Source organism: Acinetobacter lactucae, assembly GCF_013344765.1.
Classification (GTDB): domain Bacteria; phylum Pseudomonadota; class Gammaproteobacteria; order Pseudomonadales; family Moraxellaceae; genus Acinetobacter; species Acinetobacter lactucae_A.
Window position 1 is genome coordinate 1 of sequence record NZ_JABVBF010000035.1, and the last position, 23,090, is coordinate 23,090.

The 23,090-nt window shown below is 39.1% G+C and carries 19 protein-coding genes; 6 read left to right on the forward strand and 13 right to left on the reverse strand.

Annotated elements, in window-relative coordinates:
* Window positions 1–46: 46 nt before the first annotated feature.
* From nfsB to HUN22_RS05715, 3 genes are all read right to left on the reverse strand, one after another.
* The gene (nfsB, locus tag HUN22_RS05705; protein ID WP_174726885.1) at window positions 47–700 is read right to left on the reverse strand and encodes an oxygen-insensitive NAD(P)H nitroreductase; all 654 of its coding nucleotides are present in this window, start codon (window positions 698–700) and stop codon (window positions 47–49) included.
* 156 nt (window positions 701–856) lie between these two features.
* Window positions 857–1,576 (reverse strand): UDP-2,3-diacylglucosamine diphosphatase, encoded by a 720-nt coding sequence (locus HUN22_RS05710; protein WP_174726889.1) that lies wholly within the window; start codon window positions 1,574–1,576, stop codon window positions 857–859.
* A 15-nt stretch (window positions 1,577–1,591) separates the two neighbouring features.
* Window positions 1,592–2,101: a peptidylprolyl isomerase gene (locus HUN22_RS05715; protein ID WP_016145770.1), complete on the reverse strand. Its 510-nt coding sequence runs from the start codon at window positions 2,099–2,101 to the stop codon at window positions 1,592–1,594.
* A 167-nt stretch (window positions 2,102–2,268) separates the two neighbouring features.
* Between HUN22_RS05715 and HUN22_RS05720 the strand changes: the two genes are divergently transcribed.
* Window positions 2,269–3,996 (forward strand): glutamine--tRNA ligase/YqeY domain fusion protein, encoded by a 1,728-nt coding sequence (locus tag HUN22_RS05720; protein ID WP_171429616.1) that lies wholly within the window; start codon window positions 2,269–2,271, stop codon window positions 3,994–3,996.
* Between the two features lie 426 nt (window positions 3,997–4,422).
* Here HUN22_RS05720 and HUN22_RS05725 read toward each other — a convergent pair whose 3' ends face one another.
* The 5 genes from HUN22_RS05725 to exaC form a co-directional block, all read right to left on the reverse strand.
* Window positions 4,423–5,145 carry a glutamine amidotransferase gene (locus tag HUN22_RS05725; protein WP_174726892.1) on the reverse strand — a complete coding sequence of 241 codons (723 nt, stop codon included), beginning with the start codon at window positions 5,143–5,145 and terminating at the stop codon, window positions 4,423–4,425.
* 166 nt (window positions 5,146–5,311) lie between these two features.
* A complete protein-coding gene (gene eutC, locus HUN22_RS05730; protein ID WP_174726895.1) occupies window positions 5,312–6,127 on the reverse strand; it encodes an ethanolamine ammonia-lyase subunit EutC in 816 nt (271 codons plus the stop codon).
* 10 nt (window positions 6,128–6,137) lie between these two features.
* On the reverse strand, window positions 6,138–7,523 hold the full coding sequence (locus tag HUN22_RS05735) for an ethanolamine ammonia-lyase subunit EutB (protein ID WP_174726898.1): 1,386 nt from the start codon (window positions 7,521–7,523) through the stop codon (window positions 6,138–6,140).
* A gap of 14 nt (window positions 7,524–7,537) precedes the next feature.
* Entirely contained in the window at window positions 7,538–8,974 is a 1,437-nt protein-coding gene (gene eat, locus HUN22_RS05740) for an ethanolamine permease (protein WP_174726901.1), read from the reverse strand.
* Between the two features lie 220 nt (window positions 8,975–9,194).
* Window positions 9,195–10,706 carry an acetaldehyde dehydrogenase ExaC gene (exaC, locus tag HUN22_RS05745; protein WP_004791594.1) on the reverse strand — a complete coding sequence of 504 codons (1,512 nt, stop codon included), beginning with the start codon at window positions 10,704–10,706 and terminating at the stop codon, window positions 9,195–9,197.
* Window positions 10,707–10,848: 142 nt separating this feature from the next.
* On the opposite strand from exaC, the gene HUN22_RS05750 reads away from it, so the two are divergent.
* Window positions 10,849–12,039: a helix-turn-helix domain-containing protein gene (locus HUN22_RS05750; protein WP_174726904.1), complete on the forward strand. Its 1,191-nt coding sequence runs from the start codon at window positions 10,849–10,851 to the stop codon at window positions 12,037–12,039.
* Here HUN22_RS05750 and HUN22_RS05755 read toward each other — a convergent pair.
* The gene (locus tag HUN22_RS05755) at window positions 12,036–13,004 is read right to left on the reverse strand and encodes an alpha/beta hydrolase (RefSeq protein ID WP_174726907.1); all 969 of its coding nucleotides are present in this window, start codon (window positions 13,002–13,004) and stop codon (window positions 12,036–12,038) included. The genes HUN22_RS05750 and HUN22_RS05755 overlap by 4 nt on opposite strands.
* Window positions 13,005–13,194: 190 nt before the next feature.
* On the reverse strand, window positions 13,195–14,367 hold the full coding sequence (gene mdh / locus HUN22_RS05760) for an iron-dependent methanol dehydrogenase (protein WP_151822622.1): 1,173 nt from the start codon (window positions 14,365–14,367) through the stop codon (window positions 13,195–13,197).
* A 230-nt stretch (window positions 14,368–14,597) separates the two neighbouring features.
* On the opposite strand from mdh, the gene HUN22_RS05765 reads away from it, so the two are divergent.
* The 3 genes from HUN22_RS05765 (at window position 14,598) to HUN22_RS05775 (ending at window position 17,646) form a co-directional block, all read left to right on the forward strand.
* Window positions 14,598–16,310, forward strand: a complete 1,713-nt coding sequence (locus HUN22_RS05765) for an AAA family ATPase (protein ID WP_174726910.1) — start codon at window positions 14,598–14,600, stop codon at window positions 16,308–16,310.
* A 43-nt stretch (window positions 16,311–16,353) separates the two neighbouring features.
* Window positions 16,354–16,713 carry a 5-carboxymethyl-2-hydroxymuconate Delta-isomerase gene (locus tag HUN22_RS05770; RefSeq protein ID WP_217488093.1) on the forward strand — a complete coding sequence of 120 codons (360 nt, stop codon included), beginning with the start codon at window positions 16,354–16,356 and terminating at the stop codon, window positions 16,711–16,713.
* Window positions 16,714–16,794: 81 nt separating this feature from the next.
* Window positions 16,795–17,646 carry an AraC family transcriptional regulator gene (locus HUN22_RS05775; protein ID WP_174726928.1) on the forward strand — a complete coding sequence of 284 codons (852 nt, stop codon included), beginning with the start codon at window positions 16,795–16,797 and terminating at the stop codon, window positions 17,644–17,646.
* A 27-nt stretch (window positions 17,647–17,673) separates the two neighbouring features.
* Here the strand turns inward: HUN22_RS05775 and thiM are convergent, their stop codons facing one another.
* From thiM to HUN22_RS05790, 3 genes are all read right to left on the reverse strand, one after another.
* Entirely contained in the window at window positions 17,674–18,495 is an 822-nt protein-coding gene (gene thiM, locus HUN22_RS05780; RefSeq protein ID WP_174726916.1) for a hydroxyethylthiazole kinase, read from the reverse strand.
* Window positions 18,496–18,530: 35 nt separating this feature from the next.
* The gene (locus tag HUN22_RS05785; RefSeq protein WP_174726919.1) at window positions 18,531–19,688 is read right to left on the reverse strand and encodes a hypothetical protein; all 1,158 of its coding nucleotides are present in this window, start codon (window positions 19,686–19,688) and stop codon (window positions 18,531–18,533) included.
* A gap of 150 nt (window positions 19,689–19,838) precedes the next feature.
* Window positions 19,839–20,096 (reverse strand): hypothetical protein, encoded by a 258-nt coding sequence (locus HUN22_RS05790; protein ID WP_174726922.1) that lies wholly within the window; start codon window positions 20,094–20,096, stop codon window positions 19,839–19,841.
* Window positions 20,097–20,414: 318 nt separating this feature from the next.
* Here HUN22_RS05790 and pepN point away from each other — a divergent pair, with 318 nt between their 5' ends.
* Complete coding sequence (pepN, locus tag HUN22_RS05795) at window positions 20,415–23,021, forward strand: aminopeptidase N (protein WP_174726925.1); 2,607 nt, start codon at window positions 20,415–20,417, stop codon at window positions 23,019–23,021.
* Window positions 23,022–23,090: the final 69 nt, after the last annotated feature.

Sequence of the window (23,090 nt, forward strand, 5' to 3'; positions counted from 1 at the left end):
GGCTTGATAGTTCAAGAGAGGCGAGTCTCTTGAACTATAGAAATTTTTATAAATAAGTGAAAATCACTTCATCTGGCAGGCGTGATTTAGGAAGTTTAGCATTAAAGTCATTTTCACTACGATAGCCTAAGGAAACAATCACAGAGCTTCGTAAGCCTTTTTCAGTTAAACCGAGCTCGGCATTTAAAATTTCCTCATCAAAACCACCCATCGGAGTTGCATCGATACCTTCTAAGCCAGTAGCAAACAGTAACTGTCCTAAAGCAATGAATGTTTGGTTTTCCATCCATCCAAATAAATTTTTCTGCTCGTTTCGGTAAAACTCAACATAGCCATGGCGAGTATCTTTTTGACCTAATTTGGCTTTTTCATCTTTAAAACGGCCACTTAAATCATCTTGCTCAAGTAATTGATTTAAATATTCAGAGGAAATATCTGTTTTTGTGCAGAATACAATTGTATGTGATGACTCAAGCACTTTAGGTGCATTGTAAGCATACTTTCCTGTTAATGCTTTTGCGATTCGTTCTTTAGCTGCAAGATTGTCTGCAACTACGAAATGCCAAGGCTGAATATTTACTGAAGAAGGGGTAAAACGTAAAATTTCTAATAATTTATTAATTTTTTCTTGAGGAATTTTCTTTTCAGAATCATATGCTTTTGTTGTATAGCGGCTTTTAACAGAGTTCAATAAGTCCATAGGTGTGCTCCATATCAATCTTATGGCAATTGAGAGAATTTAATCTTTGCCATCATATGCTATTTTATTCAAAGGTATTTGCTCTTTAATTTGATATAAATTTATAGCAGTAATGTCGCAATTAAATAATATTTTTTATAAATATATACTTCTAAATTAGTATTTCCATTCAATTAACTTTAGCTGCGGTGCGTTATCAGTAGGATCAATTTCCAAAATATAAGCTTGATCTTCACGCCAATCGCCAAGAACAATTCTTTGTTTAGCTTCTACCTGATGAATTGAAGGTCGATGGGTATGGCCATGAATCAGTGTGTCTACATCTGTTAAAGCAGAAAGTACAGCTTGCTCATTCACATCCATAATTTCATAGCTTTTTTGCTGTTTATCAGCGGAGCTTCGTTTTCGAAAACCATTCACCAGTTTGGTACGAAAACTCAGTGGGGTACGACGTAAAAAAGCCACTAAAAGCGGATTTCGAATAATTTTTTTAAATCTTTGATAAGAAATATCATCTGTACATAAGGCATCACCGTGTTCTAGGCGGTACTGATGTCCAGCAATGTTGAGATAATAAATGTCGGGTAGTAATACACCGTTAAATTTATTGAGGAAAACCTGATTCAAAGCAAAATCACGGTTGCCTACTTGAAAGTAAACCCGATTTCCTTTTTGGTTGAAGTCTTTTAATGCTTCAACAATTTCATCGAGCCATGGTGCTGAGTAATCATCACCAATCCAAGCGTTAAACCAGTCACCTAAAATATAGAGCTGTGTTTGTTTATCTTGATAATGCACCAATAAATCTAAAAACCCTCGAACGAGTCGAGGGTGTTCAGGTGACAAGTGTAGATCTGAAATAAACAGATAAGTCACAGCTTATTCCTAAAATTATTCAGAAATAATTTTAGCAGATTCGATTACAACGTTTTCTAAAGGAACGTCAGCGTGGTAACCACGGTTGCCAGTACGAACACCTTTGATCGCATCAACAACATCCATACCTTCAACAACTTTACCAAATACGGCATAACCCCAACCTTGAGCAGTTTTAGAGGTATGGTTTAAGAAAGAGTTGTTTTTTACGTTAATGAAGAACTGTGCAGAAGCAGAGTGAGGTGCTTGAGTACGTGCCATAGCAATCGTACCAACATCATTGCTTAAACCGTTGTCAGCTTCGTTTTCGATAGAATCACGAGTCGCTTTTTCTTTGAAGTTTTCGTCCATCCCGCCACCTTGGATCATGAAACCATCAATGACACGGTGGAAAATAACGCCGTCATAAAAACCGTCACGTACATATTCTAAAAAGTTTGCTACTGTTTTTGGTGCTTTTTCAGTATTTAGTTCAAGAACAATACGACCTTTATTGGTGTTTAATTCGACTTGAGGAAAACTCATTACATTAATCTCCTAAACATGGGCTTATGACCATGGGTTTTTGGTTGAGAGAAGCATAAGCAAACTGTAAACTACAAGGCAAGTAAAAAACGTTAAAATCTTTGTGAAAAATGAAGATAGCGTTTAAATTTTTCGAAATTTATCTACAAAGAAGTGATTGATACACTATGAAGCCTAATGATGTTGTCTCGAGCCTGCCAAATAACCCGACACCGAATACTCATGCCTCTGTCGATTCTGCGCAGCAAGAACAACAGGCTGGCTTAGATTTTGTTCGCCAAGTCATTACTGATGATTTGGCTACAGGACGTGCAAAGCAGATCGTAACGCGTTTTCCACCAGAACCAAATGGCTATTTACATATTGGCCATGTAAAAGCAATTTGCTTGAACTTTGGTGTGGCTGAAGAGTTTGATGGTTTGTGTAATTTGCGTTTTGACGATACAAATCCTGATGCTGAAGAACAAGAGTATGTTGATGGTATTGCGAATGATGTGAAATGGCTTGGTTTTAACTGGAATGGTGAACCACGCTATGCATCAGGTTATTTTGATCAATTATATGCATGGGCAGTTCAACTTATTGAACAAGGCGATGCATATGTAGATTTGCAATCTCCAGAAGAAATTAAGTTAAACCGCGGTAGTTTTGTTGAGCCAGGTAAAAACTCTCCATACCGTGATGCATCTATTGAAGAGAATCTTACTCGCTTTGAAAAAATGCGTAGTGGTGAGTTTAAAGAGGGTGAAGCAGTTTTACGTGCCAAGATTGATATGGCAAGTACAAATGTACATATGCGTGATCCGATTTTATATCGCGTATTGCATTCAGAGCATCACCAAACCGGAGATAAATGGAAAATCTACCCGATGTATGACTATGCTCATCCATTGTCTGATGCCATTGAAGGGATTACCCATTCGCTTTGTACATTAGAATTCCAAGATCACCGTCCGTTTTATGACTGGATTGTAGAAAAAGTAAAATCTAAAGCTGTTCCACATCAGTATGAATCTTCACGTTTAAACGTGGACTACACCATTACATCAAAACGTAAATTACGTAAATTGGTGGAAGGTGGCTATGTAAATGGTTGGGATGACCCACGTATGCCGACTGTGGTAGGAATGCGCCGCCGTGGTTTTACTCCTGAAGGTTTACGTGATTTCTGTAAGCGTGTAGGCGTGTCAAAAACTGATGGTATTGTAGATGTTGCAATGCTTGAGTTCTGTATTCGTCAATCTTTAGAAAATACTGCTGCGCGTGGTATGGCTGTTTTAAGCCCACTTAAAGTGACTTTAACTAATTTACCAGAAGATATGGATCTGACACATGCTCGCCATCCTAATGTAGATATGGGTGATCGTGTGATTCCTTTAACCAAGGAAATCTATATTGACCGTAAAGACTTTGAAGAAGTACCGCCAAAAGGCTTTAAACGTTTAGTTCCTGATGGTGAAGTGCGTTTACGTCATGCTTACGTCATTAAATGTGATGAAGTCATTAAAGATGCAAATGGTGAAGTGATTGAGCTGAAATGTTCAATTGACCCTGAAACTTTAGGTAAGAATCCTGAAGGTCGTAAAGTTAAAGGTGTGATTCACTGGGTATCTGCAACTAAAGGTATTCCTGCTGAAGTACGTATTTATGATCGATTATTTACAGAAGCTGACCCTGAAACTGGTGATGACTACTTGGCAAATCTTAATCCTGAATCATTAAAAATCGTACAAGCTGTCATTGAGCCAGCTTTAGCACAAGCAACTCCTGAAGATCGTTTCCAATTTGAGCGCGAAGGCTATTTTGTCGCTGATCAATATGATCATTCACCAGAGAAACCAGTTTTCAACCGTATTCTTGACTTAAAAGACAGCTTCAAACCTGAGAAAAAGTAAGAGATTGATTATCTCTTACTTTTTCGCAAGACGAACAACATGTTGTGAGTAAATAACTAAAATCAAAAAGCCCAACTCAGTTGGGCTTTTTATTTAAATGTCTTCTCATATTTTCTTTTTCTTTATGATTAATAGCCTTGGCAAATTAGCTTAGGTAGGATTAATCACATAAAAATAAAGAACTAAGATTATAAGGAGAATACATGAAAGCAATAAATAAGTATTGACCGTATTAAAGCTTCTAATAAATTTCCAGATATCCATAGTAAATCAACGTATATTTTATGTTACAAATTAATAATACACTGAAAATTTTATGAAATGTTTCTTAAAGTCGGATATAGCATTTCCTTTGTTTGAAAAATGAGCAAACAATAATACCAAATAGTAAAATTTAGTATTTGTGCATATTAGAGCCTTAATACTTTAACCACTATATCCAATTCGTTTAAGAAACTTTTGGATAACTTCAAATGCAGCATGTTCGAGTGCTTGAGCATATTCTAAGTTTTCTTCTCGGAGTTTCGGAATTGAAATATTGGCATTACGAAGTTCACATGTATGGCCAATGAGCCATTTCTCAAAATTTTCTTCTGTCGTTTCAATATGGAACTGCAATGCAAGAATATTATTTCCAACTTCAAATGCTTGATTGGTATAAATCTCTGAGCTAGCTAGTAGCACGGCATTTTCAGGGAGATCAAAAGTATCACCATGCCAATGTAAAACATGAACATTGTTAAGCAAAGGAGATAATACCTGATTAGAACGTAAACTTAAGCTTAGTGTTCCCCAACCAATTTCTTTTTGATGACCAGCATATACTTTAGCACCAAGTGCATGCGCAATCAGCTGTGCACCTAGGCAAATACCGAGAGTAGGTTTATCTGCTGCCAAGCGTTGTTTAAGTAAACCAATTTCATCTTTTAAAAATGGATAATCTTCAGTTTCATAAACTCCGATTGGTCCACCTAAAATAATAGTTAATCCATCGTGTGAAAAAGCAGGGGTTAAATCATCTACACCTGCTTCAAAATAACGGACACGAAATCCAAGTTGATAAAACACATCTTCTAATGAACCTAAGTCTTCGAAAGCAAGATGCTGAATGGCATAAATAGTTTTAGGGAAGGCGTTTGTTGTGTTCATACAAATGATTCATAGAAGATCAATAGATGGAGTATAGCGATAAATATAAAGAAGAAAATATCTGTATAAATTGCCAATACCCGAAAATTGATATTTTGCGTTAAGATAATGTTGTTATGCAAAGGTTTATCTATTTTTCAATAAATCTCTTTGCATATTCCTCTGTTTAAAATAGCAGCTTTTGAGTTTGTTCAATGCCTATATTTGAAAGTTGATATTCATCTTTTAAATTAACACCTGAAAAACCAAGTTGTTTTGATTTTTTCATTAAGGCCATTAAACGTTGTGTTGCAACCGGAATACTTAAACCTGCAGAGCGAATATTGGAAATACAATTGCGTTTCGCATCTAAACAGCCTGAATATGCATTCCAAGTATAGTAAATGCCCATACTGTCAGGAGAGCTTAATCCCGGACGTTCTCCAATCAGCATCACAAGCATGGATGCTTTAAAGATTTCAGCAACTTCATCACCTAAAGCAACTCGGCTACCTGTGGCAAGTACAATTGGTGCAAGACTCCAGTTTTCTTGCTGAATTTGTTCACTTAGCGCGGTAATGAATGGAATAGCATTTGCTTCAATTGCTCTTGCAGAAAGTCCGTCACCGACCACAATACAAACATCGTATGGCTTCGGATTTTCCGCATATTCCTTAATTAAGACATCTTTTGATTGGCTTGAAAGCTGACGGCCTAAATCTGGCCGTTTAAGGTAAATTTCTTTATTAGGAGCATTACTTTGTACATGAATGCTTGGAAGCTGAAGTTGCTGTAATTGTTCAGATAAATGACAAACGTCCAGATCTTTATAAACAGCATCTTTTGCTTGTGCATGAGATAACTGGAATTCAAGTAAGGCTCGTGTTGGGATACTGCAACCTGCACGACCCAAAGCAATACGGGCATCGGTAAACTGTTTGAGTTTTTCCCACTGATCTTGATGGGTAGAGGAGGGATATTGAATATCACGACTGAGTTTCATAGTGTTCTCCCTAATTCATCAGCAGACGAGAGAATTGGTCGGGCATGTGATCTGCCCAGCAAATTTGAGAGTTTTGTTGTTTAAAAATGCCTTGCTGTTCAAGCCAAGCAGAAAACTCAGGAGCAGGTTTTAAACCTAAGAGTTGTCTTAGGTAGAGGGCATCGTGGAACGAGGTCGTTTGATAATTGAGCATGACATCATCTGAACCCGGAATACCCATAATAAAGTTGATGCCCGCCGCCCCAAAAAGGGTAAGGAGAACATCCATGTCGTTTTGGTCGGCATCAGCATGGTTGGTGTAACAAATGTCGCAGCCCATTGGCACCCCGAGTAATTTACCGCAGAAGTGATCTTCTAGACCTGCACGTATAATTTGTTTACCGTTAAAGAGGTACTCAGGGCCAATAAAACCAACGACTGTATTTACTAAAAGTGGGTTATATTTTCGGGCTACAGCATAGGCACGAGTTTCTAAGGTTTGTTGGTCCACGCCGTGATGAGCATTGCTTGATAGGGCACTGCCTTGACCCGTTTCAAAGTACATAACATTTTGTCCAATAGTTCCGCGCTTGAGTGCGAGCGTGGCTTCATATCCGTCTTGTAATAAATCGAGTGAAATTCCAAATCCTTCGTTTGCCAGCTGAGTGCCAGCGATTGATTGAAACATTAAATCAATTGGCACGTTTTTTTCAGCCAGTTGAATGCCTGAGCTGATATGGGTAAGTACACAAGATTGTGTTGGAATTTGATATTCCTGAATGACATGGTCAAGTAATTTCAGTAGCTCTGACAAATTATGAAGGTTATCTGTGGCGGGGTTAATGCCAATCACTGCATCACCATTGCCATACATCAAACCATCTAAAATACTGGCAGAAATACCAAGCACATCGTCGGTAGGATGGTTCGGTTGTAAACGGGTAGAAAGATGACCTTTTAAACCAATGGTGTTGCGAAATTGGGTAATTACTTCGCATTTACTGGCGACATAAATTAAATCCTGATTACGCATAATTTTGCTGACGGCAGCCACCATTTCTGGAGTTAAACCTGATGCTAATGCTTTTAAGGTTTGGGCATTGGCTTCTTCTCCCAGTAACCAATTTCGGAAATCACCTACTGTAAAGTGTGAAATAGGGGCAAAGGCTGCCAGATCATGTTCATCAATAATCAGTCGCGTAATTTCATCAGTTTCGTAATCGACCAGAACCTCATTTAAAAAGGTTTTAAGTGGTACATCGGCCAAAGTCATTTGTGCCGCAACATGTTCGGTTGCATCTCTGGCCGCTACACCTGCTAATTCATCACCTGAACGTAGCGGCGTTGCTTTTGCCATCAAGGTCTTCAAGTCAGCAAAGTGATACTGTTGATTGGCGATAATATTGCGATAACTCATAGTTGAATCCTTTTTTATAGTTCTTGTTCTGCGGCTTTAATATTTGCAAACTCTTCTTCTGGTGTACCTTTAACTAAATGATAACGGCTATAGAATAAAAAGTAAGCAATAAATACGACATAAATAGTGGCAGCAATAAACCAAACTTTTGGATTGACAACAAAGCCTGCAACTACAGCAGCGACTGCTAGGACTAAGGCAATACTTGAAGTAACGATTCCTCCAGGAGTTTTATAAGGACGAACCATATCGGGTTTAGATAGGCGTAGTTTGATGTGGGATAAAAGAATCAACACATAAGAAATGGTGGCACCAAAAACCGCGATTAAAATCAGTGAATCGCCTTCTTTGGTCAGTGAAAGTAAGAACCCAATAATGCCAGGAATAATAATCGCAAGATAAGGGGCTTTATTTTTATTGGTTAAAGAGAGTGAAGTAGGTAAGTAACCAGCACGAGAGAGTGCAAAGATTTGACGGGAATAAGCATAGATAATTGAAAAGAAACTTGCGATTAAACCTGCTAAGCCCACAAAGTTTACAAAGGTCGCAAGCCAAGTATTGGTGCCATAAACTTTAACCAGAGCATCGACAAGGGGAGCACCAGAGTTTTGCAAAGTACTTGCACCTGCTGCGCCTGCACCCAAGAATAAAATGAGCATGGCAAACGCCGTTAAGATGAGCATTGCACCGATCAAACCGCGCGGGAGAGATTTAGCTGGATCTTTCGCTTCTTCGGCCGCTAATGGCACACCTTCAACTGCAAGGAAAAACCAGATTGCAAAAGGAACAGCGGCCCAAATCCCTAAATAGCCATGAGGTAGAAAACTGCTTGCGCCTACACCTGTACCAACTGGAATATCTAATAAATTTTGTGCATTAAAATGCGGAATCATTGCCACAATAAACACAACCAGAGCAACTGCTGCGACAAGTGTAATTGCGAACATAATTTTTAAGGCTTCGCCGGCACCTTTCAGATGTATGCCCATAAAAATGGCGTAGCAGGCGAGATAAATCATCCAGCCATTAATACCAAATAGAGATTCGCAATAACCACCAATAAATACAGCAATCGCCGCAGGGGCAATTGCGTACTCAATTAAAATAGCTGTTCCTGTTAAATAACCCCCAAAAGGTCCAAAGGCAGCACGTGCAAAACTATAACCGCCACCTGCTGTCGGCATCATGGTGGACATTTCTGACATAGAAAGACATAGACATAGGTACATCAAGGCGGCGAGTGCAGTGGCAATAAACATGCCACCCCAACCACCTTGAGCAATACCAAAGTTCCAGCCAGCAAAATCACCCGATATCACATAAGCTACGCCTAAACCAATCAGGAGTAACCAACCAACCGTACCTTGTTTGAGTTGACGCTGAGCAAAATATTCTGCTGATGAGACTTCTGTGCTTGAAGAAATGACCGAAGCTGTTTCTGGTTGATTCATACAATACTCCTGCGAGTGGGTTTGTATTTATCAATGCAAAAGCAATGCCTAAATGAAGTACTTTAGAGAGTAGATGGAGCTTTTTTATTCTAAATGATAAAAATTCAAGCTTAATAATCGTAAATAAAGAAGCCAGCAATCTAAATTACTGGCTTCTTATATAATTAGTCATCTTACTTCTTTCTAGTGTTGATAGTTTGGTATCAACTTGGTGCGAAATTTAGAAGAAGCCCATTGGTTTAGTTGAATAACTCACCAACAAGTTTTTAGTTTGTTGATAATGATCTAGCATCATCTTATGGTTTTCGCGGCCAATACCAGACTTCTTATAACCACCAAATGCAGCATGTGCAGGGTAAATGTTATAGCAGTTGGTCCAAACACGGCCAGCTTCAATAGCACGACCAGCACGGTAAGAAATGTGAGCTGAACGTGACCATACACCTGCACCTAAACCATACATGGTGTCATTGGCAATTTTAATTGCATCGTCAAAGTCTTTGAACGTTGTTACAGCAAGTACAGGTCCAAAAATTTCTTCTTGGAAAACTTGCATGCCATTGTGACCTTTAAAAATAGTCGGATCAACATAGTAACCATCGCCTACTTCTTTACGGCCACTACCACCAAGTAAGAGTTCTGCACCTTCTTCACGGCCCGTGTTAATACAACGTAAGATTTTCTCTTGTTGTTGTAGCGATGCTTGAGCCCCAATCATTGTTTCAGTATCAAGTGGGTGACCCGTTTTAATACGTTTTACGCGTTCAACAGCCATCTCCAAGAACTGATCAGCAATACTTTCTTGTACTAAAGCACGAGAAGGACAAGTACATACTTCACCTTGGTTTAAGGCAAACATGGCAAAGCCTTCAAGCGTTTTTTCTAAGAAGTCATCTTCTTTATCCATAATATCTTCAAAGAAAAGGTTTGGTGACTTACCGCCAAGTTCTAAGGTAACTGGAATAATATTTTCGGTCGCATATTGCATCACCATTTGTCCAGTTTGAGTTGAACCTGTGAATGCGATTTTTGCAATACGTGGGTTTGTCGCTAATGGGCGGCCGACTTCTGAACCGAAACCATTGACAATATTAAGTACGCCCGGCGGTAAAATGTCTTGAATGAGTTCAGCCACCAACAAAATACCTACTGGCGTTTGCTCAGCTGGCTTAATCACCACACAGTTACCAGCCGCTAGAGCAGGAGCAAGTTTCCATGCTGCCATCAAAATCGGGAAGTTCCATGGAATGATTTGGCCCACTACACCAAGTGGTTCGTGGAAATGATATGCAATTGTATCTTCATCAATTTCAGAGATACCACCTTCTTGAGCACGAATACATCCAGCGAAATAACGGAAATGGTCAATCGCAAGCGGAAGATCAGCTGCTAAAGTTTCACGGACTGCTTTACCGTTATCCCAAGTTTCTGCAACAGCAAGCATTTCAAGGTTTGCTTCTAAACGATCAGCAATTTTTAAAAGGATATTTGAGCGTACCGTTGGTGATGCTTTATTCCATGTTGCTTTTGCTTTGTGCGCTGCATCTAGAGCGAGCTCAATATCTTCGGCACTAGAGCGTGGAATACGTGTAAAAGCTTTTCCGTCAACAGGAGATACATTGTCAAAATACGCACCTTTTACAGGTGCTACCCATTCACCGCCAATAAAATTTTCGTATTGTGATTTAAATTGAACTTTTGAGCCTGGTTGATTTGGATCGATATAGCGCATATAAATATTCCTTTGCTTTTTAGGACTAAAGACTAACAAGAACCCTGTCAGTAGGTACTTTCGTACTTTGTATAATTAGGATATAAAGAAGAAGGTTGGAGAAAGGTTGGAATAGAAATGTGGATATATAAGGAATTTACAAATGTTCACAAAAAAGGATTTATTGCAGCAACGGACGTTGATTGATCAACTGCGCACGCAAAATAGTCTCTCTCCTCAGAATGCTGCCAAACTCGGCCAAAGTATTGCAAGCTCGTGGGAACGATCAGCTTCTGCTGCGATTCCTAAAGAGCGTTTTGCGGCTCCATTAGTCGAGAAAAAAACTGCTTCACAAAACGCTTTAGATATGGCCTTAAGCCAATGTGCCGACGACTTACATCATATTGCAGAGCAATCTTCAATGGTAATTGCTGTCGGTGATATCGGCAGTACGATTATCTGGACGGCAACAAGTGCTCAAATGCAAAGTGCAGCTGAGCGTGTTCACTTTGTACAAGGTGGGCAATGGCGTGAAGAATTTGTTGGTACGAATGCCTTGGCGTTATCTTTAAAAACTCAACAATCAAGCTGTGTTTTTTCAAACGAACATTACATGGAATCGATTCATGATTGGGTTTGCTATGCCGCGCCAATTATCGATCCATACTCTAAACAAACTCTAGGAGTTGTTGATTTATCAACCACTTGGAAGAATCATAATAGTTTAGGAATATTGGCTGCTGAACGTTGTGCATCCATTATTCAGTCAGCACTACTTGAGCAACAGCGCCAGCAATTACATATTCGTGCTTTTTCGACACCGCAAGTTAAATTTAACGGCAAAAGTTTATTATTAACACCGCGTCAAATTGAAATTTTAACTATATTGGCTTTATGTCCGCATGGCTTAACTTTAGAGCATCTTTATCAGGCACTCTATGGTGAACGTAAAGTCAGCATGGGCACACTTAAAGCTGAAATGTCTCAACTACGGGATATTTTGGGAGGCTTACTTGGTTCACGTCCATATCGTTTGCTTGTGCATGTTGAAGCCGATTTTTTACAAGCTGAACAGGCGCTGGATGCGGGATATGCGGCTTCTGCTTTGCAGCTTTACACAGGCGTATTTCTGGCAAAAACTGAAAGTCCGTTTTTATGCGCATGGCGCGACTGCCTTGAATCACGCTTGAGCGATGCAATTTTTAAAACACAAGAAACAGATTTACTGTTAAAGCATTTAGCTCATTTCCCTGAAGCAATTGATGCGGTAGAACGCCTTATGGAGCTATTACCGAGTGAACATCCTGCGCATCAATTGCTGGTGAAATACCTTGATTCACCTAAGCTCAGTTAAGTGATTTTTTGATCCAGCCACTGGAACAATTGTTGATAGACTTGTTTCCGTACTGGCTGGGCCGAAAGGACTAAGTCGTGCAATCCATTTTGAATAGAGACAACCGAGACATCGCCTTTAATTTTTTTACCATGTTTTTCAATGTCTTTAACGTCTAAAATCACATCGCTTTGAGTCACATCTGGCCCCCATTTGCGAGGGTTTTTAGTTTGGTGCGAATGCATAATCAGGGCTGGAATATTCAATTTAACACCGCGGTGAATCTCTTTTTGTGCCGTATGAATTGTATGTACAAAGCTGAGTTGAACTGTAGGGGCAGAGGTTGGTTTCCAGTCAAGATTGAAGTCCCATTCACCTTTGAGTTGCTTGTGAAGGCTGGTGGTGTACCATTTGTTTAATTGACTTGGGAATTTAACTTTTGGTAGATATTTTCCTACTCGACTGAGCATTGGAATACCAAACTTCTTTTCGACTAAGCTTAAATTAAAGTCGTAAAACGGACTATTCGCCCATAGTGCTTTAATAAGAGGATGATCTGGATGATGTGCAGTATAAAGCGTTGCTGTCAACCCACCAGTCGAATGTCCTGCAAGCAAAACTTGAGTGTGTTGCTCTTTGCCAATAATTTCTAATGCTTGAGTAATTTCGGCGTCATATTCATTTAAATCAAGCACATTATAGAAAATTTGATGAGGCAGCTTTGAGCGACCATATTTTCTTAGATCGAGTGCATAGAAGTCATAACCATGCGCATTGAATTGCTCAGCCATTTCGGTTTGAAAGAAATAATCTAAAAAACCATGAATATATAGTACGGCTTTTTGGGAGGGTTGAGCGGCTTTTTTACGCACTAAGGTGGCTACAACTTTCCCTTCATAATCATCAGGAAAATTAAATGTGAGCTGTTCGTAACCAGTGCCTAAAATATCTGGAACATAAGTTTGATTAGCTAAAGATGTATTCATTTTTATCGAGCTATTGTAATTAAGACATGCTGAGTATCCTTCAATGAAATGGGCGAATTGTCAATCAGGTTTGGAGAAGGTTGGAATATAGGTTCTAAAAAAAGGGAATACCGCTGGAGTATTCCCCAAAAAAGTAAGTCAACGGTCGGAGGGATTTGACTTACTAGAGGGATATGCCATTACATCAGTATTAAAGTGCTGCTTTAAAAATCTCCACAACTTGTGCATGGTTTGCTTTACGAGGATTAGTCAACATACACGCATCTTTTTGAGCATTATCTGCCATCACTGCAAGGTCTTCTGTTTTTACCCCAAGCTCGGTTAAACCAGAAGGAATACCAATCGATGAAGACAGTTTGCGAATGGCATCAATAGCAGCATAGGCAGCTTCCATCACTGTTAACCCGTGAGTTTTTACCCCCATTAACTCTGCGATTTTTGCATAGCGATCTGGGCAAGCAATTAAGTTAAATTCACATACGTGTGGTAGCAAGATTGCGTTACACACGCCGTGAGGAAGATTGTAGAAACCGCCCAACTGGTGTGCCATTGCGTGAACATAACCTAAAGATGCATTGTTAAATGCCATACCAGCCAAGTATTGTGCATAGCTCATGGCATCACGCGCTTCAATATTTTCACCATTTGCTACAGCAGGTTGTAACCATTGACTAATCATCGTAATTGCTTTTTCTGCGCAGGCATCGGTAATTGGATTTGCCGCCGTAGAAACATAGGCTTCAACTGCATGGGTTAACGCATCCATACCTGTTGCAGCGGTTAAACCTGCAGGTTTTGCAATCATGAGTTTAGGGTCATCAATCGCGATAAGTGGAGTACAACGCCAGTCAACAATCGCCATTTTCACGTGAGTGTCTGTATTGGTAATAATACAGAAACGAGTCATTTCCGATGCAGTACCAGCCGTTGTATTCACTGCAATCAATGGGGTCATCGGTACTTTACTTTTATCGATACCTTCGTAGTCACGAATATGACCACCACCAGCTGTAACTAAGCCAATCCCTTTTGCACAGTCGTGAGATGAACCGCCACCTAGAGAGACAATAAAGTCACAGCCATTTTCGTTATAGGCATTTACGCCATTATGAACATTAATATCGGTTGGGTTAGGTTCTGCACCCGGAAAAATATGGCTCGCAACGCCTGCTTCAGTTAAATAGTTTGCGATAAGATCTGCGACACCAAATTTAAATAAGCCTTCATCGGTCACAATTAATGCTTTTTTTGCGCCGAGGTTTTGTGCCTTTGTACCAATTTCTTTGGCACATCCTGGTCCAAAGAGTGATACGCATGGAATATAAAAACCGTTTGTTTGATCTGCAATATTTTTAAAAGCCATGGAGTGATTCCTTCTTCCATAAATCCATTGTTTGTTATTACAGGTGAGCCTCACCATGGCCTTAGTATTGTGATGTGAAGTTTATTTTCCTACCTACCAAAAACCTACCAAATATTATTTTGCTTTTAATTTTTGATTTATAAGTACTTTTTAGAAAGTTTGGCACATTCATTTAATTTTTTCGGGAAAATCGTTAAGCTATGGGCTGTTGAAGATGTACATATGAGATTATGAAACAGGAAACTGCGCTTAAACTGCTTAAAGCAGGTGAAAATGTCTTTTTAACCGGTTCGGCTGGTGCAGGGAAAACCTATACACTTAATCAGTACATCCAATACCTAAAAGCACGTAAAGTGCCTGTGGCAATTACGGCATCTACAGGTATTGCAGCAACACATATGAACGGCATGACCATTCACACATGGGCTGGCATTGGTATTAAAGATCTGTTAACTGATGATGATCTAAAGCGCATGAAAGAGCGTAAATATCTCAAAGAACATCTTGAAAATGCGCAAGTTTTGGTGATTGATGAAATCTCGATGCTACATGCGAAACAGCTTAATCTGGTTAATCAAGTCCTAAAATATTTTAAAGAAAGCGACGAGGCATTTGGTGGTATTCAAGTGATTGTGGCTGGAGATTTCTTCCAGTTGCCACCTGTGGGACGTAATGGTGAAGCTAACCGTGACAAGTTCTGCTTTATGTCAGATGCATGGGTCGAAGCCAAATTTCGCGTATGTTATTTAACAGAACAGCACCGTCAAGACGACGAAATTCTGAATCAGATATTAAATGCGATTCGTGCGCAAAATATTCAACCCGATCATTTGCAAGCACTACGTCAATCACGTGCCCATGATATTGGTGAGACCTTTACTCGTCTTTATACGCACAATATGGATGTCGACAATATCAACTATCAGCACTTAAACGAAATTGATAACGAAGGGCATCAATTCAATGCTGTTTTAGATGGTAATGAAAAATTATTAGAAACTTTAAAATCTTCGGTTCGTGCGCCAGAAGAACTCACACTTAAAAAACATGCCAAAGTGATGTTTGTAAAAAACAACTTTGATATGGGCTATATCAACGGGAGTTTGGGTGAAGTCATCGGTTTTGAGGAAGATGACGAAAATGGCTTATTACCAAAGGTAAAACTAACCGATGGCACCACTTTGCTGGTTGCTCCTGAAACATGGTCAGTCGAAAATGAAGCAGGCAAAGTCATTGCAAGTTTTCAGCAAATTCCGCTTCGTTTAGCATGGGCGATTACTATTCATAAAAGCCAAGGGATGACTTTAGAAGCGGCCGAAATTAACCTCATGAACACCTTTGAAAAAGGTCAGGGTTATGTTGCACTTTCGCGCTTAAAATCTTTAACGGGGTTAAAGCTATTAGGGATTAATGAGCAAGCTTTAGAATTAGACAGTTTAGCTGTCAAAGCCGATCGCCGTTTTCAAGAGCTGTCTAAAGAAGCTGAAGACAACTTTGCAGATGTAGATTTAACTGCTCAGCATAAAGCGTTTATTCGTCACTGTGGCGGCACCTTGAATGAAACCGAGATCTCTCGTAATGAGAAGAAACTCGCAAAAGGTGGTAAGCAAAATTATGCTACGGCAACGCTAGACGAGACACGTGTCTTGTTTGAAGAAGGGTATGAAATTGAAGATATCGCGCATGAACGTGGTTTAACCCCAGCGACGATTATTAATCACTTGGCTCGACTTCATAAAGAACAGAAGCTGGATATTTCGGTTGCCCATCCGGGTGACGAAGTGGTCGAAGAAATTCGTAAAATTTATAAGAAGCTGAAAAAGCGCCAAAATCCAGATCATTTTTCTGATGATGGTTCGATCAAACTAAGACCAATTGTTGAAGCAACCAGTCCTCGAATGGGGTATGATCAGGTCCGATTAGCTTTATTATTTATTGAGTAAAGTTTAATTGGCTTAATTACTTATTACATAAATTGAGGTGGCTATGCCGCACGTTGTAGTTGATTATTCAGAAAACTTAACTGGATTAAACGCAAAACAATTACTTGAAGAAATTAATACCACGCTTATTGATACAGAGCTATTTAGTCCAGAAGACATTAAAAGCCGTGCACGTAAAGATGATGTTTTCCTCATTGGCTTAGGGGCTGATCAAGCTTATATTCATGTAAAAGCCTACATTTTGTCTGGAAGAACTGATGAACAAAAACAGCTAATTGGTGATCGGCTATTAACGGCACTCAGCAATAAAAATTATTTACAACAAGAGTTTAATAAAGAAATTCAATTGTGCGTTGAACTCATTGACATGCCAAGAGAAGATTATTTTAAGCAAGTTATATAACACTAAAAAGCGCAATTTCGATCAAGAATAGAGATGAGCACTATGTAAAAGTAGTGCTATCGAATGAACAGACATAAATGTATGGCTGTATATATACAAAAGCTGCAACTGGTTTGCGATTATATTCAAAGACATTTAGATGAAGATCTAGATGTTGATCGATTGAGTCAGATTGCGGCCTTATCCAAGTTTCATTTTCATCGCATTTTTGCCATTCATATTGGTTTAAATGTGATGAAGTTTATTCAACTTTCTCGTTTAAAGCGGGCCTCTTTTCAACTGGCATTTGAACCCGATCTCAAAATTATTGAGATTGCCTTGCAAGCAGGGTTTGATAGTCCAGAGGCATTTACTCGTGCATTTAAGCGTTCATTTGATCAAACTCCTCGAGCTTTTAGAGATCAACCAGACTGGGAATCTTGGCACCAGAAGTTTGTTTTTACCATTCCAAAAAGTGAGCTAAAAATGAATGTAAATATTGTTGAGCGACCTGCTGAAAAGATTGCCTATTTGTCACATTTAGGTAGTCCCGATAAAGTCTTTGAAACTGCTGCGCGTTTTATTGCGTGGCGTAAAGAAACAGGTCTATCACCTGTGACCAAATCTAGAACTTATGGTATTCCGTTTGCTGATCCTGAACAGACATCGTCTGACGAGTTTCGATTTGATATTGCAGGTTCAATTGAAAAGGCTGTAACTGAAAATATTTACGACATACAAACAGGAGAAATTCCTGCGGGTCGTTATGCAACCGTAAGACATTTTGGTAGTCATGACCAGATTAAAGATAGTGTGTATTACATCTTTAGAAACTGGTTACCCGATCAATCAGAAGAAGCGGGGGATTATCCTGTTTTCTTTCACTATCACAACTTTGTACATGATGTGAAAGAGTCCGATCTTATTACTGATATCTACTTACTTTTAAAATGATTGCAAGTAATACAGGCCTAACTTAGGTTATGCCTGTAAGTTTAAAAGTTTGATATCTGCATATTGCTCAATTAAGTTGTCATCTAGCATATGGATATAATCCATAAAAATGCTACTAAAACTTCCCATGGTTTGTGCTTGATTTGCAGCAAGTTTACCTGCAATTGCGAAGTGAACATGAGCTGAAAGTGCGGCAATGCTTGGTGTCGTCACCGCACTATATGCTGCGATTAACGCACCTAAAGCACAACCTGTTGCGGTAATTTTAGGTTGTAACGGACTTCCGCCATTTACCTGGATAACGATGTCCAATTCTTTAGATAAAATGTAATCTGACTCGCCCGAAATAGCGATACATTCTCCATGCGTTAATAGGGAGTAAGCCTGTTGATAGGCTTGATCACTACTTAATGTACTATCGACACCTTTAGATTGAACTTGGTTGCCTGCAAGCATACTGATTTCTGAGGCATTACCACGAATAACGCTTGGCTTAAACTGTAAAAGTTCGTCCGTCATTTGACTGCGCCAAGCTAAAATTGGTCCATAGCCGACTGGGTCGAGTACCCAAGGAATGTTATTAAGCTGTGCTGCTTTTGCAGAGATTTGCATGGCCTGCATTTGCTCTGAAGTAGGTGTGCCCAAATTAATGCTTAAAGCCGATGAAATTTTGGTAAAACTTTCTGCTTCATAAGGATTATCAATCATGGCAGGTGAAGCACCAGAAGCAAGTAGCACATTGGCTGTATAGTTGGTCGCAACGCTATTGGTAATGCATTGCACAAGAGGCGTTTTTGCCTGCATGTTCTGCCAAGCTTCAATGACCTGTTCAATCAAACTAGATGTCATATTATTATCCTTATTAAGCCAAAGTGATTGTAGATTTAGTGAGTAAAATAATGATCTTGATGCTTACATCTTTGACAAATTAAGGAAACATAATCTGCCGCATCATAATCAACAGTTAAATCATTTGAACCACAATGCATACAACGTTTAACCGAATAAAAGTTTAAACGCGGTTCAATTTTACGCCATGCTTTCCAGACAGGTTGTACGAATATCTGTTCGTCGTAGCCCAAGAAACGGTTAAGCAAAATATAGCTCATTTTACTGTAGGGAATATTGTGAGGACGAGGCAGCATTGAGGTTTCCCACTTTTCAGCTAAAGCTCTCTCTCGATATTGCTCTAAGGTTTTCTTTAACAAATTGGTGTTAATAAATTTTTCATTACGTGGCTGTAGGGCTTTCTGTTTATAAAGATATTCGAGCGCCGTCTGAATCAGATAATAGATTTGACCAATCGCCAATGAATCCATTAAACGATAGCAAAAAGTTTGGAAATTGGTGCTTCCTGCAATTTGAATGCCCCATGTTCGGCAATAGAATTGCATAAACTGAATAATCTCTTGATATAGCACCTGAAAAAGCACGTCTTTCACTTCATCGGTGCTACGAAACGGAATGCCGAGGCTTAAATTTTCATAAAACCAATGGCGTAGTTGCTGGGCGACACTAAATAAACTTGGGTCACTATAACCATCCAAGCGAATGTTTAAATAAAAACACTGAGGTTCATCAGATTGATCTTGGGCGTTTAAAATTCCATCTTTATGAAGTTGTTTAATGAGATAGTTTTGAAATATCCAGTTCGGGGTAATGTGATGGTATTTAATCCGGTCCCAGTGAATATATTCATCATGTGCAACATCGTCACGTGCATAGTCATCAAGTAAACTGAGTAAAAAAAGTTTATGTAAAAAACTCAGTTGCTCCAGACTTCGCTGTGGTTGATCTTTTGACTTAAATTGGCGTTGTTCTTGTAAGCGCGTTTGCTGTAAAAGCTTTTTACGTTGTTTAGTACATGTTTCACAGTGGCACGTCATTTTTGTATCTTTAAATACGCGGTGCTGGCAATGACTGCATTCATGAAACTGAATGTCTTGTTCAAATTGCTCGGCTTCTACCCAGTACATTGAAGCTTGGCAGAGAGGACAATGGCTACTTTCATCTAGCTGTTTCTGTAGAATTTGTAAGGCCATTTTGCTCCGAACATAAAATAAAAATGATGGGCTATTATACACAGCCTCGCTATATATGGCGGAGATTACCAATTTCGTTTGTTGCTAAAATAGAAAAACCTAAAATCTATATTTTGATTTTAGGTTTTCATAACAGGCTGAAAGTTAAGATTAAACAGGGCACGGTAAGCTCTCATCATTCTGTCCAAGCTTTTTGGCATTGATAAGTGCCTGCACTTTTCTACTTGGTAATTTTATTTTACCTAAAGCATCATAAGTATTAACGATCGAAGTTACCTCCTGAGCTGTAATAGAAATACCTTCCGCAGATAAAAATACCGCAATCACATGGTGATCGAGTCCTGCTGCGTCTAGATCATGAATCGCTTTAATATTTTCTAAACGATGAAAATGTGTTTTTAATTCCATACTGACACCTCTTGTTCTGATTGAAATATTCATATTGGTGTATTAGAGAAGGCAAGAACCATGCCTAAAATGTAAGCTGGCTCTAAAAAATGTTAAAAGCTGAAGTTGTTTTATTTTTATTGTATAGATTGATTATATAAGCAACGATTATCGTAAATTTGGTCTAATCTGTGCTAATAAAAGACGATTCTAATTTGAAATATATAAATGAAGTCCCATTAATTTTATAAGGTAAGCAAACACGGTATGTATGAATCTGTATGATCAAGTTCATAACAATTCGTACGACGGTTTCCGAAAAGTATATAAGGAATAAAGATGAATATTGCGGCGCAGCCTCCAGTTCAGGCAGATCAAACAATTTATTTAAAAGATTATCAAAAACCTTCGTTCTTGGTTGAGTCCATTAATCTTGATATTCAAGTGTATGACGACAAAACAATTGTTGATTCAACCTTGGTGATGAAGCGCCAAACTGCTGGAGACTTGGTGTTATTGGGCCGTGACCTTGAATTGCAATCGATTCAGCTCAATGGGAAAATTCTTACTCCTGCACAATATTCACTCGATAGTGAGCAACTGGTGATCACTGATGCACCAGATGAAGTCATTTTACAAACACAAGTGATTATTCATCCTGAAACCAATACTCAGCTTGAAGGTTTATATAAAGCAGATGAGTTGTTCGTAACACAGAATGAACCGGAAGGTTTCCGCAAAATTACGTTCTACCCAGATCGTCCAGACGTACTTTCTGTCTTTACGACACGTGTAGAAGCAGACAAGAAATATCCTGTGTTACTTGCGAATGGTAACTTGCTTGAAACAGGTGAGATTGGTGAAAACCGTCACTTTGCAATCTGGCAAGATCCGACTAAAAAGCCAAGCTATTTATTTGCTTGTGTCATTGGTGATTTAGCTGTACTTAAAGATCGTTATACGACGTCTGAAGGACGTGATGTTGCTTTAGAAATCTATGCAATCGAGAAAGACATTCCAAAATGCCATATTGCGATGGAAGCTTTAAAGCATTCAATGCGTTGGGATGAAGAACACTATGGCCGTGCATATGACCTAGACAACTATATGATTGTTGCTGTTAGCCAGTTCAACATGGGTGCCATGGAAAATAAGGGTTTAAATATCTTTAATACTTCATGTGTACTTGCTGATGAGGAATATACGACGGACGCTGCAATCATGCGTGTACAGTCTGTGATTGCCCATGAGTATTTCCATAACTGGACAGGGAACCGTATTACTTGCCGTGACTGGTTCCAGTTGTGCTTAAAAGAAGGCTTAACGGTATTCCGTGATCAATCTTTCTCGGAAGATTTACAATCTGCTGCGGTTCAACGTATTGATGATGTCGCTGTACTAAAATCGCATCAATTCCCAGAAGATGCAGGTCCTTTGTCCCATCCACCACGTCCAGATCACTTTGTAGAAATTAATAACTTCTATACCGCAACTGTTTATGAAAAAGGTGCGGAAATTAACCGTATGATGTCGACCTTACTTGGCAAAGAAAAATACCGTAAGGGTACGGATGAATATTTCCGCCGTCATGATGGTCAAGCCGTGACAGTAGAAGACTGGGTTGCTGCATTATCTGCGGGTTCAGGTGTTGATTTATCTGCATTTTTAAATTGGTATAACCAACCGGGTACGCCAAAGCTTGAAGCAAAAGGTGAGTACGATACAGCGACACAAACTTACCGTTTAAGCTTTAAACAAAGTTTAAAAGCACATCCTAAATACCCAAATTTAAAAGCTGTACCGATTCCTGTGGCTTTAGCACTGTTTAATGCGAAAACAGGTGAGCAATATACATTGCATAGTGAAAGTATATTCGTAAATGATGTTAAAGATGGTGTGTACTTATTTGACCAAGATGAGTCAACCATTGAGTTTACAGGTGTGACTGAGCAACCGGTTGTGTCGTTACTTCGTAATTTTTCGGCTCCTGTAAATCTTGTATTTGATTATACCGATGAAGAATTAGCTTTCTTAATTCAGCACGAAACAAACGGCTTTAACCAATGGCAAGCAACGCAAACCTTGCTTGAACGTATCTTGTTAGAAGACCATTCTGCCGATGCGTACATTCAAGCCATTCAAAGTACTTTACCTGAGTTAGTGGGGCGTGACCCACTTTTAGCTTCGCGTTTATTTGATGTACCAAGTGAAGGTTATTTAGGTAGCCGTATCGATCAGAACTATGCACCAGCTGATATTCATGTAAAACGTGAAGCTTTACTCAATCGTTTGGCACAAGAGTTGGGTTCATTCTGGAAGGATACTTACCTGACACTTGACCCAGATCTACAAAAAGAATTTTCTTTAGCTATGGGTGTTCGTGCATTAAAGAATATCATGCTGATGATGATGGCGCGTCAGGGCGACCAAAGTGCATTTGAATTAGCACATGTGCAGTACCAAAACACAGGCAATATGTCTGAGCGTTTAGGGGCGTTACGTGTATTGGTTTGGCAAAATGCACCTCAGGCTCAAGATGCGCTTGTTGATTTCTATGACCGCTTTAAAGATGAAGCTTTATCTTTAGACCAGTGGTTTATGATTCAGGCTGCAAACCCAAATGCGACAGCAGAAACAATCCAGTACCTGACTCAACATGCTGACTATGATTTAACAACTCCAAACCGTATTCGTGCGGTGAGTGGAGGGTTGTCAAATAACCCTGAAAATACTTGGGGCTTTGGTGTAGCGCACTTTATTAATCTTGCGCAATATCTTGATGAAAAGAACCCAATTTTAGGTTCACGTCTATTACAGGTATTGTCGCGTTGGTACACACTTGTGGAACCGCAACGAACTCAAGTACAACAGGCTTTACAAGCATTGCAGCCTAAAGTGAAATCGAAAAATGTTTCTGAAACTTTAAATAGTATGTTGAGTGTTTAATTATTTAAATTTACTAAATAAAGACCTCGTAAGAGGTCTTTATTTTTTGTATATCTAATAGCTATTCAA